Source organism: Aliiroseovarius sp. CAU 1755 (assembly GCF_054482655.1).
Window position 1 is genome coordinate 550,562 of the sequence record NZ_JBTLRH010000001.1, and the last position, 14,149, is coordinate 564,710.

Annotated in this window: 13 protein-coding genes and 1 tRNA gene; 8 read left to right on the plus strand and 6 right to left on the minus strand. The window is 58.5% G+C overall.

What is annotated here, in order from left to right; all coding sequences use genetic code 11:
* The first annotated feature begins 88 nt into the window (after positions 1 to 88).
* From ACXYMP_RS02670 to ACXYMP_RS02690, 5 genes are all read left to right on the plus strand, one after another.
* Entirely contained in the window at positions 89 to 1,276 is a 1,188-nt protein-coding gene (locus tag ACXYMP_RS02670; RefSeq protein ID WP_458904175.1) for a 2-aminoethylphosphonate--pyruvate transaminase, read from the plus strand.
* 18 nt (positions 1,277 to 1,294) lie between these two features.
* A complete protein-coding gene (phnA, locus tag ACXYMP_RS02675; RefSeq protein ID WP_248366796.1) occupies positions 1,295 to 2,539 on the plus strand; it encodes a phosphonoacetate hydrolase in 1,245 nt (414 codons plus the stop codon).
* A gap of 16 nt (positions 2,540 to 2,555) precedes the next feature.
* A complete protein-coding gene (gene phnY, locus ACXYMP_RS02680; RefSeq protein ID WP_298567267.1) occupies positions 2,556 to 4,004 on the plus strand; it encodes a phosphonoacetaldehyde dehydrogenase in 1,449 nt (482 codons plus the stop codon).
* A gap of 74 nt (positions 4,005 to 4,078) precedes the next feature.
* A complete protein-coding gene (gene pbfA / locus ACXYMP_RS02685; protein WP_458904178.1) occupies positions 4,079 to 5,434 on the plus strand; it encodes a (R)-1-hydroxy-2-aminoethylphosphonate ammonia-lyase in 1,356 nt (451 codons plus the stop codon).
* A complete protein-coding gene (locus ACXYMP_RS02690) occupies positions 5,431 to 6,270 on the plus strand; it encodes an EamA family transporter (protein WP_458904180.1) in 840 nt (279 codons plus the stop codon). Before pbfA ends, ACXYMP_RS02690 begins: the two co-directional genes overlap by 4 nt.
* A gap of 8 nt (positions 6,271 to 6,278) precedes the next feature.
* On the opposite strand, the gene ACXYMP_RS02695 is transcribed toward ACXYMP_RS02690, so the two are convergent.
* Positions 6,279 to 7,292, minus strand: a complete 1,014-nt coding sequence (locus ACXYMP_RS02695; protein WP_458904182.1) for a C-terminal binding protein — start codon at positions 7,290 to 7,292, stop codon at positions 6,279 to 6,281.
* Positions 7,293 to 7,524: 232 nt separating this feature from the next.
* Entirely contained in the window at positions 7,525 to 8,205 is a 681-nt protein-coding gene (locus ACXYMP_RS02700) for a hypothetical protein (protein WP_458904184.1), read from the minus strand.
* Here ACXYMP_RS02700 and ACXYMP_RS02705 point away from each other — a divergent pair.
* Positions 8,204 to 9,067: a helix-turn-helix domain-containing protein gene (locus ACXYMP_RS02705; RefSeq protein WP_298567280.1), complete on the plus strand. Its 864-nt coding sequence runs from the start codon at positions 8,204 to 8,206 to the stop codon at positions 9,065 to 9,067. The genes ACXYMP_RS02700 and ACXYMP_RS02705 overlap by 2 nt on opposite strands.
* 29 nt (positions 9,068 to 9,096) lie before the next feature.
* Here ACXYMP_RS02705 and doeB read toward each other — a convergent pair whose 3' ends face one another.
* Together doeB and doeA are read right to left on the minus strand one after the other, a co-directional pair.
* Complete coding sequence (doeB, locus tag ACXYMP_RS02710; protein ID WP_458904187.1) at positions 9,097 to 10,086, minus strand: N(2)-acetyl-L-2,4-diaminobutanoate deacetylase DoeB; 990 nt, start codon at positions 10,084 to 10,086, stop codon at positions 9,097 to 9,099.
* Positions 10,083 to 11,267, minus strand: coding sequence for an ectoine hydrolase DoeA (gene doeA / locus ACXYMP_RS02715; protein WP_458904189.1), 1,185 nt, complete (start codon positions 11,265 to 11,267; stop codon positions 10,083 to 10,085). The genes doeB and doeA overlap by 4 nt, the downstream gene beginning before the upstream one ends.
* A 112-nt stretch (positions 11,268 to 11,379) precedes the next feature.
* On the opposite strand from doeA, the gene ACXYMP_RS02720 reads away from it, so the two are divergent.
* On the plus strand, positions 11,380 to 11,862 hold the full coding sequence (locus ACXYMP_RS02720; protein WP_458904191.1) for an Lrp/AsnC family transcriptional regulator: 483 nt from the start codon (positions 11,380 to 11,382) through the stop codon (positions 11,860 to 11,862).
* A 119-nt stretch (positions 11,863 to 11,981) separates the two neighbouring features.
* A complete protein-coding gene (locus tag ACXYMP_RS02725) occupies positions 11,982 to 13,361 on the plus strand; it encodes an aminotransferase class III-fold pyridoxal phosphate-dependent enzyme (protein ID WP_458904193.1) in 1,380 nt (459 codons plus the stop codon).
* Between the two features lie 68 nt (positions 13,362 to 13,429).
* Here ACXYMP_RS02725 and ACXYMP_RS02730 read toward each other — a convergent pair.
* Together ACXYMP_RS02730 and ACXYMP_RS02735 are read right to left on the minus strand one after the other, a co-directional pair.
* A tRNA-Pro gene (locus tag ACXYMP_RS02730) sits at positions 13,430 to 13,506 on the minus strand.
* 58 nt (positions 13,507 to 13,564) lie between these two features.
* A complete protein-coding gene (locus tag ACXYMP_RS02735) occupies positions 13,565 to 14,149 on the minus strand; it encodes a GNAT family N-acetyltransferase (RefSeq protein ID WP_458904195.1) in 585 nt (194 codons plus the stop codon).

Consider the following 14,149-nt stretch of genomic DNA (forward strand, 5'->3'; position numbering starts at 1 on the left):
AGCCTATGTTTTGATTGTTAATTGCAATTTCACATATGGATAAGCTTCCTGCAATGGTGTTCTTGAAAGACACTTTCGGAGATGAAGAATGAAGGCTCCTGATCTGCAAATCGAACCGCCACGTCTGGGCGAACCCTATCTTCTGACACCCGGTCCGCTGACCACGTCTTATGCCGTCAAAGAGGCGATGTTGCGCGACTGGGGCAGCTGGGATGATGACTTTCGCGCCATGACCAGCGATATGCGCACGCGCCTGTTGGCGCTGCTGGGCGAAGGCTCTGATGACTTCGATTGCGTGCCGATGCAGGGCAGCGGATCGTTCTCGGTCGAGGCCATGTTGGCGTCCTTCATTCCGCGTGACGGTAAGGCGCTGGTGCTGGCAAACGGTGCTTATGGGATGCGGTCTGCGCAGACGCTGGAGTATCTTGGGCGCGAGCATATCGTGCTGAACAAGGGTGACTATCTTCCGCCGCGCGGTGATGAGGTCGCGCAGATCCTGGCCGATGACCCCGCGATCACCCATGTCGTCGCCATTCACTGCGAAACCAGTTCTGGTATTCTGAATCCAGTCGAGGAAATCTCGGAAGCAACATACGCTGCCGGACGGAAGCTGCTGGTCGACTCGATGTCCGCCTTTGGGGCGATCGAATTGAAGGTCGCGGATATCCGATACGAGGCGATGGTGTCCTCTGCCAACAAATGCATCGAAGGTGTGCCGGGCTTTGGCTTCATCATTGCCCGTAAATCCGAGCTGGAAGCCGCCAAAGGTAATAGCCATTCGCTGAGCCTGGATGTCCACGCGCAATGGGCACATATGAACAAGACCGGACAATGGCGGTTCACTCCGCCCACCCATGTCGTTGCAGCTTTCCTTGAAGCTCTGCGCGGCCACGAGGCCGAGGGCGGTGTCGCCGGTCGTGGCGGGCGTTACACGCGCAACCGCGACGTGATGGTCGACGGCATGCGCGAACTTGGGTTCGAAACCCTGCTGAAAGATCGCTGGCTTTCGCCCATCATCGTGACCTTCTTCTGCCCGGCGGATGAAAACTTCGTCTTTGACCACTTCTATGAGCTTATGAAAGACAAGGGGTTCATCATCTATCCGGGCAAACTAACGGTTGTCGACAGTTTCCGCGTCGGCTGCATCGGTCAGATGGATGAAAACGTCATGCGGCAGGTTGTAACTGCCGCGAAGGAATCGTTGGACGAGATGGGCGTAGAAAGCGCGGCACCTCCTGCAATTGCACTTGAAGAACGCGCCAAGCTGGCTGCCTGAATACGAAGGAAAGACTTAATGACCATTCAATCCCCCGTCGTTGCAAACGGGCGTGCCTATCCTGCTCCGAAAACCTGTGCGATTGCGATTTGCCTTGATGGCTGCGAGCCGGAATATCTGGACAAGGCGATTGCCGATGGCTTGATGCCGACCCTGAAACGTATGCGCGAAACCGGCACCGACCGGCTGGCGCATTCGGTCATTCCGTCCTTCACCAATCCCAACAACTTGTCTATTGCCACCGGGCGTCCGCCGGTCGTGCACGGGATTTGCGGCAACTATCTTTACGAGCCGGAAACCGGCGAAGAGGTGATGATGAACGACGTGCGCTTCTTGCGCGCGCCGACGATCTTTTCGCAGTTCTACGAGGCGGGCGCACGGGTTGCAATTGTGACGGCGAAGGACAAACTACGCGCTTTGCTGGGAGCTGGTCTGAAGTTCGACGAGGATCGCGCGAAATGCTTCTCGGCCGAGAAGTCTGACACCTCCACCCAAGCCGAACATGGTCAGGACGCGGCCAGCACATGGCTGGGTATGGCCCAGCCAGAGGTCTATTCAGCCGAGCTTTCCGAGTTTGTGTTTGCCGCCGGCGTGAAGCTTCTGCGCGAATGGAAGCCGGACGTGATGTATCTGACCACCACGGATTATGTGCAACACAAATATGCCCCCGATCAGGCCGAGGCCAAGGCGTTTTACGAGATGTTCGACAAATACCTAACCGAACTTGACGCGATGGGTGCGGCCATCGTCGTGACCGCTGATCATGGCATGAAACCCAAGCACCACGCCGATGGTTCGCCCTCGGTCGTGTATGTGCAGGACCTGCTGGATGGTTGGCTGGGTGAAGCCGCCGCGCGTCTGATCCTGCCGATCACCGACCCCTATGTTGTGCACCACGGCGCGCTTGGCTCTTTTGCCACCGCCTATCTGCCTGATGGCGCGGACCATGATGACATCATGGCCAAGCTGCGCGCAACCAACGGGATCACCGATGTGCTGACCAAGGCCGAAGCGGTTGCGCGCTTTGAACTGCCCGGCGACCGGATTGGCGACGTGGTATTGGTGTCAGGTGAAAACATCTGCATTGGCACGTCTGAGCACCGCCACGATCTGGCGGCGTTGAACGAACCCTTGCGCAGCCACGGTGGTCTGACCGAGCAAGAGGTGCCGTTCATCTGCAACCGCGTTCTGCCCCTGCCGGAACGTCCCGTCTTGCGGAACTTTGACGCGTTCTTCTATGCCACCGAAGCTGCGGCGCTTTGATATGAAGGATGACGTGATGAGCAAAGACGATATTCGACACGAAGGGATGCGCATAGGGGGCGAGATCGTGTTCACCGACGATGTCGTCCCGGTGAAGTATCCATATACCGATGAGGTGATCGGAACGGTCCCCGCAGGCCAAGCCGAACACGCGCGTAAGGCATTCGAGATTGCCGCGAACTACAAATCGAAATTGTCACGCTATGAACGGTCGCAAATCCTGCAGCGGGCAGGCGAATTGATCGGCGAGCGGCGTGAATTTCTGGCCAAATGGCTGACGTTGGAGCTTGGCATCTGCCACCAGCACGCCATTTACGAGACCAAGCGCGCGCAGGATGTGTATCAATTTGCCGCCCAGCAGGCGATGAATGATGACGGCGAGATTTTCTCGTGCGACCTGACCCATAACGGCAAAGAACGCAAGATTTTCACCAAGCGCGAACCGGTGAAAGCGATCAGTGCGATCACACCGTTCAACCATCCGCTCAACATGGTCAGCCACAAGATTGCCCCGTCGATTGCGACCAACAACTGCATGGTGTGCAAGCCGACCGAACTGACGCCCCTGACCGCGATTGCGCTGGCCGATATCCTCTATGAGGCGGGACTGCCGCCCGAGATGTTTCAGGTCGTCACCGGCTGGCCGCAGGACATCGGGGAAGAGATGATCGTCAATGAAAATATCGACATCATTACCTTCACGGGTGGTGTGCCGGTGGGCAAGATGATCGCCGAAAAGGCGGCCTACAAACGGCAGGCGCTGGAGCTTGGCGGCAACGATCCGTTGATCGTCTGCAACGATCTGAACGACGCCGATCTGGACAAGGCTGCGACCATCGCGGTGGCGGGGGCCACAGGAAATTCCGGGCAACGCTGCACAGCCATCAAACGTATTCTTGTGCAGGAAAGCGTCGCCGACAGGTTTGTTCCGCTGGTGCTGGCTAAGGCCAAGGCAATCAAGTTCGGCGATCCACAAGACCCCAAAACGGAACTGGGCTGCGTGATCCATGCGCAGGCCGCAGAGCTTTTCGAAAAACGTGTGTTCATGGCCGAAAAAGACGGCGCGAAAATTCTGTATCACCCCGGACGCGACGGCGCGCTTCTGCCACCCATCGTGGTGGACCACGTGCCCCATGACAGCGAATTGGTGATGGAGGAAACCTTCGGCCCAATCATCCCGATCGTGCGTGTGCCGGATGATGATGACGAGGTTATGGCGATCTCGAACTCGACCCAATTCGGGCTGTCATCGGGTGTTTGCACCAACGATCTGCACCGCGCGATTGCCTATATCAACGGTTTGGATGTCGGCACTTGCAACATCTGGGAACAGCCCGGCTACCGTATCGAAATGTCGCCTTTTGGCGGGATCAAGGACAGCGGCAACGCCGTCAAGGAAGGCGTGATCGAGGCGATGAAGTTCTTTACCAACGTGAAAACCTATTCGCTGCCCTGGCCAAACTAGGGGACGCGGCTCATATTTCCTCCCTGACTGTGAGGTTCAGATATCTGAGCCTCACCTTTTTCAATTGAGGCACCATGACCAAGAAAATCGTTCACACCGAAGGCGAATCCAACACGTCAGACGCCCGGCAGTCTTGGTTGAAGAAATCCATCGGCCCGAACTCTGCTCCGCTTCTAAAACGCGACGCCAAGGCGTTCATGCACCAAAGCCTCTCCAGCCCGTGTGTCAGCACCATTGCCAAGGCGGACGGTATCTGGATCGAGGATGCAGATGGTCGCAAGTTCATGGATTTTCATGGAAATTCTGTGCATCACATCGGTTACGGTCACCCCAAGCTGATTGCTGCGATCAAGGCGCAACTGGATGATCTGCCCTTTGCCCCGCGCCGCTTCACCAATGACCCAGCGGTCGAGTTGGCCGAGAAGCTGGCCGCGATTGCGCCCGGCGATCTGGGCAAGGTTCTGTTCACCACCGGCGGTTCAGACGCCAATGAGGTGGCGTTGAAAATCGCCCGCGCAGCGACGGGGCGGTTCAAGACCATCTCGTTCTGGGATGCGTTTCATGGGGCAGGTATGGGGGCGGCCAGCGTGGGCGGCGAGGCGACGTTCCGCAGCCACATCGCGGGGCCGCTTCTGTCGGGCACTGAGCACGTCGCACCCTTCGCCTGCTACCGCTGCCCATACAATCACGAAAGCCCTGACACCTGCGGATTGGCCTGCGCCAAGATGGTCCAGTATGTGTTGGAACGCGAAGGCGATGTGGCGGCGGTGATCGCTGAACCCATGCGTGCGGTGCCGTATGTTCCGCCCCCCGGTTTCTGGAAATCTGTGCGCGAGGCGTGCAACCGCCACGGCGCGCTGCTGATCATGGATGAAATCCCGACCGGGCTGGGCAAGACGGGCAAAATGTTCGCGTTTGAACATGACGAGATCATCCCCGACATCGTCACCATGGGCAAAGCGCTGGGTGGTGGCATTCTTCCGATTGCCGCTTGCGTAGCTCGCAAAGAATTGGATGTTTGCGGAGACTTTGCCATCGGGCATTACACGCACGAGAAGAACCCGGTTACATCCCGCGCCGCCCTGACCACCATCGAGATCATTGAGGAAGAAGGATTGGTCGCCCGATCCGCCGAGCTTGGCACCCACGCGATGCAAGTGCTCCGGGATCGTTTGCAAGATGTCCCGATTGTCGGGGACATTCGCGGTCGCGGCCTGATGTTCGGCGTTGAAATCGTCGAGGATCGGACCTTGAAAACCCCCGGCAACGCGCGGGCTGAACGGATCTATTACGCCTGTCTGGACGCCGGTCTGAGCTTCAAGATCAGCCAAGGCTGCGTGTTGACCCTGTCGCCGCCCCTGACCATCGCGCGTGACGATTTGGACCGCGCGCTGGATATCGTGGTGACGGCCATCAAAGACGCGGCATGACCGCTCAGGTCGCCTTGATTGTCCTCTCGGCGGCCTTCCTGCATGCGCTGTGGAATGCGCTGGTGAAAGGGGCAGGGGACAGGGTGATCATGTTGGGCATGATTGCCTTGGGGCATGTGGCCTTTGCCCTGACCTTCATTGGGTTCGTGCCCTTCCCGGACCCGTCGGCATGGCCCTTTATGGTCGCGTCCATCGCGATCCACTGGCTGTATTTCTACTTCCTGAACGTCGCCTATCGTCTGGGCGATCTGAGCTTCATCTATCCCGTGGCGCGTGGCTTTGCCCCGGTTCTTGTCGCCTTGGGCGCGCAGTTCTGGGTCGGCGAAACGCTTCCGCTTCAAGCATGGATTGGCATCTTCAGCGTCTCGGCGGGGATCATGTTTCTGGCCCAAGGCGCGTTTGGTAGTGCCATGTCCAGAAATGCGCTTCTGGCCGCCTTGGCGATTGGCGGCACGGTTGTGGCCTACACACTGGTCGACGGGTTCGGAGTGCGAACCTCCGGCCACGCGTTGGGCTATATCGGCTGGCTGTTCCTGTCAAAAATCCTGATCGTCCTGTTCCTGTTTCCATCCCGTATGGACCGGCTGCGCGCACAACCGCCCAGAACTTTGCTGATCGGGTTCATGGGGGGCGTCGTGTCTGGCACAGCCTATGCGCTGGTGCTTTATGCCAAGACCATCGCGCCGCTGGGCATCGTGTCCGCGCTGCGCGAAACGTCGGTGATCTTTGCCGCCCTGATCGGGGTGCTCTGGTTCGGCGAAGGGCCAAGGGCACGACGTCTTTTGTCCGCGGCGGCGGTCGGGGCCGGGATCATCTGCATCGGGCTGGTGCGCTAGCCCGCGCCCTAATCGGCAAAAACCACGCCCTTGGTTTGAGCGCGCAGACGGGGGTCGTGGGATTTGATCAGCACATCGCGCCCTTCCAATACCTCAAGACAGCGGGCGAGTGTTTCTTCCTCCAACCGCTGCATCGCGTCCTCGGTATAGAAGGTCAGATGCGGTGACAGGATGACGTTGGGGTGGTCATAAAGCGCGCTCATTGGGTGGCCGGTGCGGGTCAGGGGTTCTTGGCTGAACACGTCCAGCCCCGCCCCTGCGATCCAGCGCTCGCGGATCGCTTGGACAAGGGCAGCCTCGTCCACAATCGCGCCACGCGACACGTTGATCAGGAAGGCCGAGGGCTTCATCGCGCGAAGTTCCTCTGCGCCGATCATACCGCGGGTATCGTCGTTCAAAACCGCATGGATGGTCACGAAATCGCTCTGCGCCAACAGGTCATGCAGGTTGTCGATCTTTGTCACACCCAGTTCGGCCATGTCCTCAGCCGAGGTATGTGGGCTGTAGGCAATAACATTCGCGCGGAACCCAAGCCCGGCCATGCGCGCCATGCTGCGCCCGATCTTGCCCAACCCGACAACGCCGACCGTCTTGCCCGCGATGTCAGAGCCTAACCAAATGGGTTCCGGCCACGCCCATCCCTTGGCGGTCATATGCGTGTTCAGCGCGCACAGTTTCTTAGCCAGCGCGATCAATAGGGCAAAGGCGCCTTCCGCCACAGTGTCTTCTGCGTATTCAGGAATATTGACGACAGGCACGCGGTGTTCAATTGCTGCAGGTATGTCGATCGCGTCGATCCCCACGCCATATTTGACGATCCCTTTCAGATGAACCGCGCCTTCGATGATCCGGCGCGTGATCGGGGTGTAGCACATCAACAAAAGATCGGCGTCGCGGGTAGCACTTGCCACGGCGGGTTCAGATGCTCCATCCGGCAAAAGCACCAGATCATGGCCCGCATCCCTTAGCTTCTGGTCCAGAAGTGGTGTTTGCAGATTGCTGTCTGTTCTGACGATCTTCATCGCGGGCCCCTTGTCCTATCGCCAAGATCATACCGCGCAGCGACCTCTGTTGTGCAAATTCAATTTGCTGATGAGGTAATAGGTTTAGGCCATCAGTTTGGTCGGTCAGGCTTTGTCTGGTCCGCAGAGCTTCCTCGCTTATCAAACCCACACCCGCCGCCCTTGAGGACAAAGACGGCGGGGATGGTTTGTGCATTCAGTGAACCGCGTGCCAACGCCGCACTTCATCCCGTCATTGAGCCGCATCCTCGACCAGCTCGATCCGCGTCAGCCGGTGACCGGGCTGGAGCGCGCAGACCAGCGTATAGGTGCTGCCCTGAGATAAGTCGGACGGGAAATCCACGCGATGCGCAGTGCCCCCACTTGGAAAGTTCTGCTGGGCACTATTGGGAACGGGCTGTGCCGGGTTCAAAAGAAAATGCCCTGATGCAACCGAGTCTCCTGACACATTAACGACGTGAAAACGACACCCTGATGGACTGGTGCAGGCCCCGTTCAGACACTGGTCGAACGTTCCCTGTGCCGTAACATACTTGAAGTTTGCGCCATGATGTTCACGTGCGAGCGGACAGATGACGCGCAATCGCTTCGTGCTGCTTTTGTTCACAATAAAGCCGAATTGGGAAATCCCCAACGCATTGTCGCCGGCAAAGTCTTCATTGGCGGCTTGTCCTGTCCACCGATTGCAAATGCTACCTGGATAGGATTTTCCGTCGGCGGCCTGGGCTGCACCGGCTGAAAGGCAGGCGAGCGACAAAACCAAGGCTTTCGCCAGACGCTTCTCGATGTGGTTTCCGAAAGAGTAGAAAAAAGTTCTGAAATCAACCATAATAAGAACTCCTGCTGTTTGCGCGATGTGTAAAATCTGGGTTCTAGCAACCCGGCAAACAAAGGGATTGTAAATTTCGGCCATGCAGCAGAACGACCAAGGCTCTGTCTATCGCCCTTTGCCGGTTTCCGCCGGGCTGCGGCCCTTCGTCAGGCGTTTCATGGTGGCAGATTGCGAGGACGAGCTGGATGTGAGGGTTCGCCCCGTGCCGACAGGTTATTGCTATCTTGGCTGGATTATGGATGGCCGGGTCAGTGCCGACATTGACGGTGTTCGGACCGAGTTTGGCGACAGAGTTGCGCATATCTCAGGACAGATTCATTGCCAGGACATCGAAGTGCGCTATCAGGGTCGCCTGATGCATGTCCTTGTCGAAATGACCGCGACCGGGCTGTTTGCGCTGCTGGGGCAGCCCGCAGGCAGCTATTCTGGCAAGACAGTCGATTTGGGCGAGGAGGCGCTGAATTGGGTGCTTGGCGGTGCGCAGGCCGATAGGTTCGTGCGACCTGACCTGCAATCTACTCTGAGGCGGATCGAAGACTATCTTTCAGCCCGGACTGAGGCGCCGTTTTTCGTGCCGACCTATATCACTCAGGCTACAGAAATGATTGAAGCGGACCCAGACGGGATGATGGCAGGCGAGGTTGCCGCGCAGCTTGGCGTTTCGGCAAGACATTTGTCGCGCGGGTTCAAGAAATATATCGGCGTTCCACCTAACTATTTCCGGCGGATCATGCAAATTCAGCGGGCGATTGCCTTGGTGACGACGGGTGATGAAAGCACACTGACCCAGATTTGTCTGGATTGCGGGTTCTATGATCAGGCGCATTTCATTCACGCGTTCAACCGCTTTTTCCTGACCAGTCCCAAAGCCTTTTTCGACAGCCCGGACCCGACATTGCTTTCGTTCTTGTCAAAACAGGACCTTGGCGGCGGGCGCCCGTGACGCACTTGGCGGTTTGCCCTTTGGGTCGGCTAAAGCTGAACCGCAACCAAGCCTACGAAGTCGCCTGTTTTAATCAGGCCCGGAACATGACGCGCCACAAGGATGCCGTCGCGGCTGGCCAGACATGCTGTGGGGTGGTCGCCGGTTCGATCGCTGGACCACACGCGGGCGATCGGCTGGTCCTGCGCAACCGTGTCGCCCAATTCGATGAGGTATTCGACCATGCCAGACACCTGGGAAAAAACGAAGCAGCGATCATCGGGCATGTCCAGCTGGATTGTGGCCTCGACCACGGGTGTGCCGGACAGAATGTCAGCATGGATCAACAGGTTGCGGATGCCTTTGCGCGCGATCGAGACGCTTTGCGCAGTAGCCGTGCCTGCGCCGCCCAATTCGGTGGTGACGAAGACTTTGCCCTGCCGCTCGACCTCGGTGTCGAACATGCCGACATTGTCGATCTCAAGCATCCGCACACTGTAGGGGGCGTTGAAGGCCTGCATCGCCGCCATGCATGCTGCCTCTTGCGTCTTGTCGTCAAGGATATGCGCCGCTGCGAAAGGTAGAAAATCCAACGTCCGTCCGCCCGAATGAAAGTCGAGCACAAGATCCGCCATAGGGACAAGTTCGGTTGCGATGAAATGACAGATCTTCTGGGTAACGGTGCCGTCCGGCGTGCCGGGAAAGCTGCGGTTCATGTTGCGGCCATCAACGGGCGAACAACGCAACCCTGCGGCAAAGGCAGGCATGTTCATCATCGGCAAGATGATCACGCGGCCCCGGATATCTTCTGGCCGCAAGGAAACGGCCAGATCTTGCAACGCGATCGGTCCCTCGTATTCGTCGCCATGATTGGCACCCGTCAACAAGGCGGTTGGCCCGTCACCATTCGCAATGACGGTGATCGGCACCATCACTGACCCCCAAGCGCTGTCATCGCGGCTGTGTGGCAACCGCAGGAATCCGTGGAGAACGCCTTGTGCATCAAGCGGGATTGTCGGCGTGATCGGAGATTTGCTCATGGCTTCACCCAAAGTTCGCGTGGCGTGGTGCACAGGCATTCATGGCCCGTTTCGGTGATCAAAATCGGCTCGGTGATTTCCAGCCCGCCATCGTCCAGCCAGAGGGCAGGCATGAAATGGAAGGTCATGCCAGGTTCCAGCACGGTCGTGTCCCCGCGCCGGAACGAGATTGTCCGCTCGCCCCAATCCGGTGGATAGCTGATGCCGATCGCGTATCCGCAACGGCTGTCTTTTTCGAAACCCGCCTTGTTTAATGTTGCGTTGAAAGCGTTCGCGATATCCTGCGCCTGATTGCCGGGCTTTGCCTGCGCCAGACCAGCGTCGATTGCGTCCAATACGGCGGCTTCAGCGTCGCGGTATTTTTGCGGCACCTCGCCCAGAAACAGCGTGCGCGACTGCGGGCATTGATAGCGCCGATGCGCGCCGGCGATTTCAAAGAAGGTCGCTTCGCCCAGTTCCAGCGGGCGGTCGTCCCATGTCAGATGCGGCGCCGTGGCATCAAGACCTGAAGGCGCCATCGGCACAATCGCCGGGTAATCGCCCCAAAAGCCATGCGCGCCGCGTATGCCGGTGGCATAGATCTCGGCGATCAGGTCGTTCTTTCGCATCCCCGGTTCGGCAAGCTCCAGAATACGGTCGTGCATCGCCTCGACGATATTGGCTGCACGGCGCATATATTCAATCTCGCGTTCAGATTTGACAGCGCGTTGCCAGTTCACAAGGCCAGTGGCGTCGCTGAAGGTGGCCTTCGGCAAGCCACTTACAAGCGCAGCATGTGCGGCGGCGGAATAGTAGTAGTTGTCCATCTCGACACCAATCTGCACGGCACCTAAGCCAAGGTCGCAAAGAAGCGTCGCGAGATCTGTCATCGGGTGCTTTTCGGGGTTCTGCACGAAGGTGTCGTCATAACCGCGGATTGTGTCGTCGCCTTCCATGAACACCGTCCTGCGTGCGCCTTGGGCGTCCATTTCCCGACCCCACCAGACCGGGTCGCCAGAGTGTGTCAGGATCACGCCCTGAAAGACGTAAAACGACCACCCGTCGTAGCCAGTCAACCAAGACATGTTCGATGGGTCGGACACAAAGATCGCGTCCAGCCCCTGCGCCGACATGGCGGCCCGCGTCTTGCTGATACGACGCTGGTATTCTTCTGTCGTGAAGTTCTTTTCAAATGTGGTCACGTCACAACCCCTGTGTTCCCAAGCACCGCCCGAGCGGATGAATTGCCGTCGTAACCGTCACTTGTTTCATAGCAATTGACAAGCCGCCACGCACGGCGGACATGATGGGAAGATGAAAACACACCGACTTGATAAGACCGACCTTTCGCTTCTGTCGATCCTTGCCCGTGACGGACGGCTCAGCAAAAGCGAGCTGGCCCGACGTGTTGGTCTGGGCGCGACATCGTGTTGGGAGCGGATGCAACGTCTGGAGCAAGCCGGTGTGATCGTAGGCTACCGGGCTGAGGTTTCGCTGCGCGCCCTCGGGCCGGCTGTGACCGTGTTTGTCACGATCGAACTTGGCGAACACCGGGCCGAAAACTTCGACCGGTTTGAGCGCGAGATTGCCCGTCATGATGAGATCACCGGCTGCTGGGCGCTGGGAGGAGGCTTCGACTATCTGATGCAAGTGGTCACGCGTGATATCGAAAGCTATCAGGCGCTGATGGATACAGTGCTGGAGCAGCGCGCTGGTGTGGCCCGTTACTTCAGCTATATCGTCACGAAATCGGTCAAGGACGCGCCACCACCATTCGATCTGCTTTCACAGTCCTGACTGATCTTTCCGAAAATTTTTCGCCCATTGCCTATGAATCTCTGAAAACCTTTCGCCATTCACGAATGTAGCCTGCGTGGGCAGGCACAAGACGGTGCAATCAGAAAAAGGTTCCGGCAATGAACTCTCCCCTCACCAATGATCAGCTGACACAGTGGGATCACGATCACTTTTTCCACCCCTCGACACATCTGGGTCAGTTTGCCCGCCGCGAGATGGGCAACCGGATCATCACAGGGGCCGATGGCGTTCATATCACGGATCGCGAGGGGCGCAGCTCGTTGGATGCGTTTGCCGGGCTGTATTGCGTGAATGTCGGCTATGGCCGCAGTGAAATTGCCGATGCCATCGCCGAACAGGCGCACGAGCTGGCCTATTATCACTCCTATGTCGGTCATGGAACCGAGGCCTCGATCACCCTGTCGCGTATGGTGGCAGAACGCGCGCCCGAGGGGTTGAACCACGTCTACTACGGGCTTAGCGGATCGGATGCGAATGAAACCAACGTCAAGCTGGTTTGGTATTACAACAACATCCTTGGACGGCCCGAGAAGAAGAAGATCATCTCGCGTTGGCGCGGCTATCACGGGTCGGGGCTGGTGACGGGGTCGTTGACGGGGCTTGAGCTGTTTCACAAGAAGTTCGATCTGCCTTTGTCACAGGTGATCCACACCGACGCGCCCTATTATTTCCGACGTGAAGATCGTTCGATGAGCGAACAGGCATTCTCGGCCCATTGCGCGCAGGAACTTGACGCGTTGATCGAACGCGAAGGGGCTGACACCATCGCCGCCTTTATCGGCGAACCGGTTCTGGGCACCGGTGGCATCGTGCCGCCGCCCGCAGGGTATTGGGAGGCGATCCAGAAGGTGCTGACCAAGCACGATATCTTGCTGATCGCAGACGAGGTTGTCACCGGGTTCGGGCGCCTAGGCTCGATGATGGGGTCGGACCACTACGGGCTGAAGCCGGATCTGATCACCATCGCAAAAGGGCTGACATCTGCCTATGCGCCCTTGTCGGGGTCAATCGTTTCGGACCAGATGTGGAAGGTTCTGGAACAAGGCACCGATGAAAACGGCCCGATCGGGCACGGCTGGACGTATTCCGCGCACCCGATTGGGGCGGCAGCGGGGGTGGCGAATTTGCGGCTTCTGGACAAGCTCGACCTTGTCAGCAACGCAGGCGAGGTTGGGCAGTATCTGAACGCAGCGATGGCTGAAGCGTTGGGCGACCACGCCCATGTCGGCGACATACGCGGCGAAGGCATGTTGTGCGCGGTCGAGCTGGTCAAAGATCGCGACGATCACGTGTTTTTTGACCCCGCCGACAAGGTCGCTCCTCGGATTGTGGCTGCAATGCTGGATCGTGGGGTGATCGCGCGGGCCATGCCGCAGGGCGATATCATCGGCTTTGCACCACCGTTTTCCCTGACCCGCGAACAGGCAGATGAAGTTGTCGCGGTGACCAGATCATCAGTCGCAGAGGTGTTGGGGTAAGACTGGTCCGGCGTGGCCCATGCGGTCACGAGCGCTGCGGATCAGCTACGTTTGGCAATGTGGTGATCTGGTCGGGCTGAGAGGATTCGAACCTCCGACCCCCTGCTCCCGAAGCAGGTGCGCTACCAGGCTGCGCTACAGCCCGACCGTGACGCGCGGGATAGCGGCAAGCGGGGCAAGAGGCAAGACCCTAAATGCCTTTCCTACAGGGTCAGAACCATTTTGGTGGCGCTGTCAAAACCTAAAAGCGGGCGCAGTGGCCCGGTCGTCTCGACCCCCGTCGCGACGAAGCCCAATCGTTCATAGAGCGCGCGGGCACGTGGGTTGGTGTCGATCACGTCAAGCGTCACTTTGGTCAGACCCTTGTCGCGGGCGTGGGTGAAAAGCGCATCGAACAGCGCACTGCCAACGCCCATCCCGCGCGCCGATTTTGCAACGCAGATGCCATCCATCTGAAGGGTGTCTTTCGGGGCGCTTCGTTCCAGCATCGCAAGCGGCAGTAGCCGCCAGATTGCACCCAGGCCGTAATGCCTGAACAACGCCGAAACACCTGCATCGCAGAACCCTTTACCAGATGCTTGATGGGCTGCGATGCCCAGCAGTTGCCCGTCCGGCCCTGTGGCGGCGATCACGGCCTTTGGATTGACCGTTGCGGCGAAAAACCGTTGCCCCCGTTCATCTGGGCCAAGCAGTTTTCCCAGCTTGCCACTGAAGGCTTCCCAATAAAGCGCGGCGGCTTGGTCTTCAAAGCCCGCGGGCAATTCGGAATGAAGGGTCAAATCTCGCAT

Excerpts from the sequence above, each read along its gene's own strand:
- ACXYMP_RS02670 (WP_458904175.1), top strand. The coding sequence starts at position 89 with ATGAAGGCTCCTGATCTGCAAATCGAACCGCCACGTCTGGGCGAACCC.
- phnA (WP_248366796.1), top strand. The coding sequence starts at position 1,295 with ATGACCATTCAATCCCCCGTCGTTGCAAACGGGCGTGCCTATCCTGCT.
- phnY (WP_298567267.1), top strand. The coding sequence starts at position 2,556 with ATGAGCAAAGACGATATTCGACACGAAGGGATGCGCATAGGGGGCGAG.
- pbfA (WP_458904178.1), top strand. The coding sequence starts at position 4,079 with ATGACCAAGAAAATCGTTCACACCGAAGGCGAATCCAACACGTCAGAC.
- ACXYMP_RS02690 (WP_458904180.1), top strand. The coding sequence starts at position 5,431 with ATGACCGCTCAGGTCGCCTTGATTGTCCTCTCGGCGGCCTTCCTGCAT.
- ACXYMP_RS02695 (WP_458904182.1), bottom strand. The coding sequence starts at position 7,292 with ATGAAGATCGTCAGAACAGACAGCAATCTGCAAACACCACTTCTGGAC.
- ACXYMP_RS02705 (WP_298567280.1), top strand. The coding sequence starts at position 8,204 with ATGCAGCAGAACGACCAAGGCTCTGTCTATCGCCCTTTGCCGGTTTCC.
- ACXYMP_RS02700 (WP_458904184.1), bottom strand. The coding sequence starts at position 8,205 with ATGGCCGAAATTTACAATCCCTTTGTTTGCCGGGTTGCTAGAACCCAG.
- doeB (WP_458904187.1), bottom strand. The coding sequence starts at position 10,086 with ATGAGCAAATCTCCGATCACGCCGACAATCCCGCTTGATGCACAAGGC.
- ACXYMP_RS02720 (WP_458904191.1), top strand. The coding sequence starts at position 11,380 with ATGAAAACACACCGACTTGATAAGACCGACCTTTCGCTTCTGTCGATC.
- ACXYMP_RS02725 (WP_458904193.1), top strand. The coding sequence starts at position 11,982 with ATGAACTCTCCCCTCACCAATGATCAGCTGACACAGTGGGATCACGAT.
- ACXYMP_RS02735 (WP_458904195.1), bottom strand. The coding sequence starts at position 14,149 with ATGCGAGATTTGACCCTTCATTCCGAATTGCCCGCGGGCTTTGAAGAC.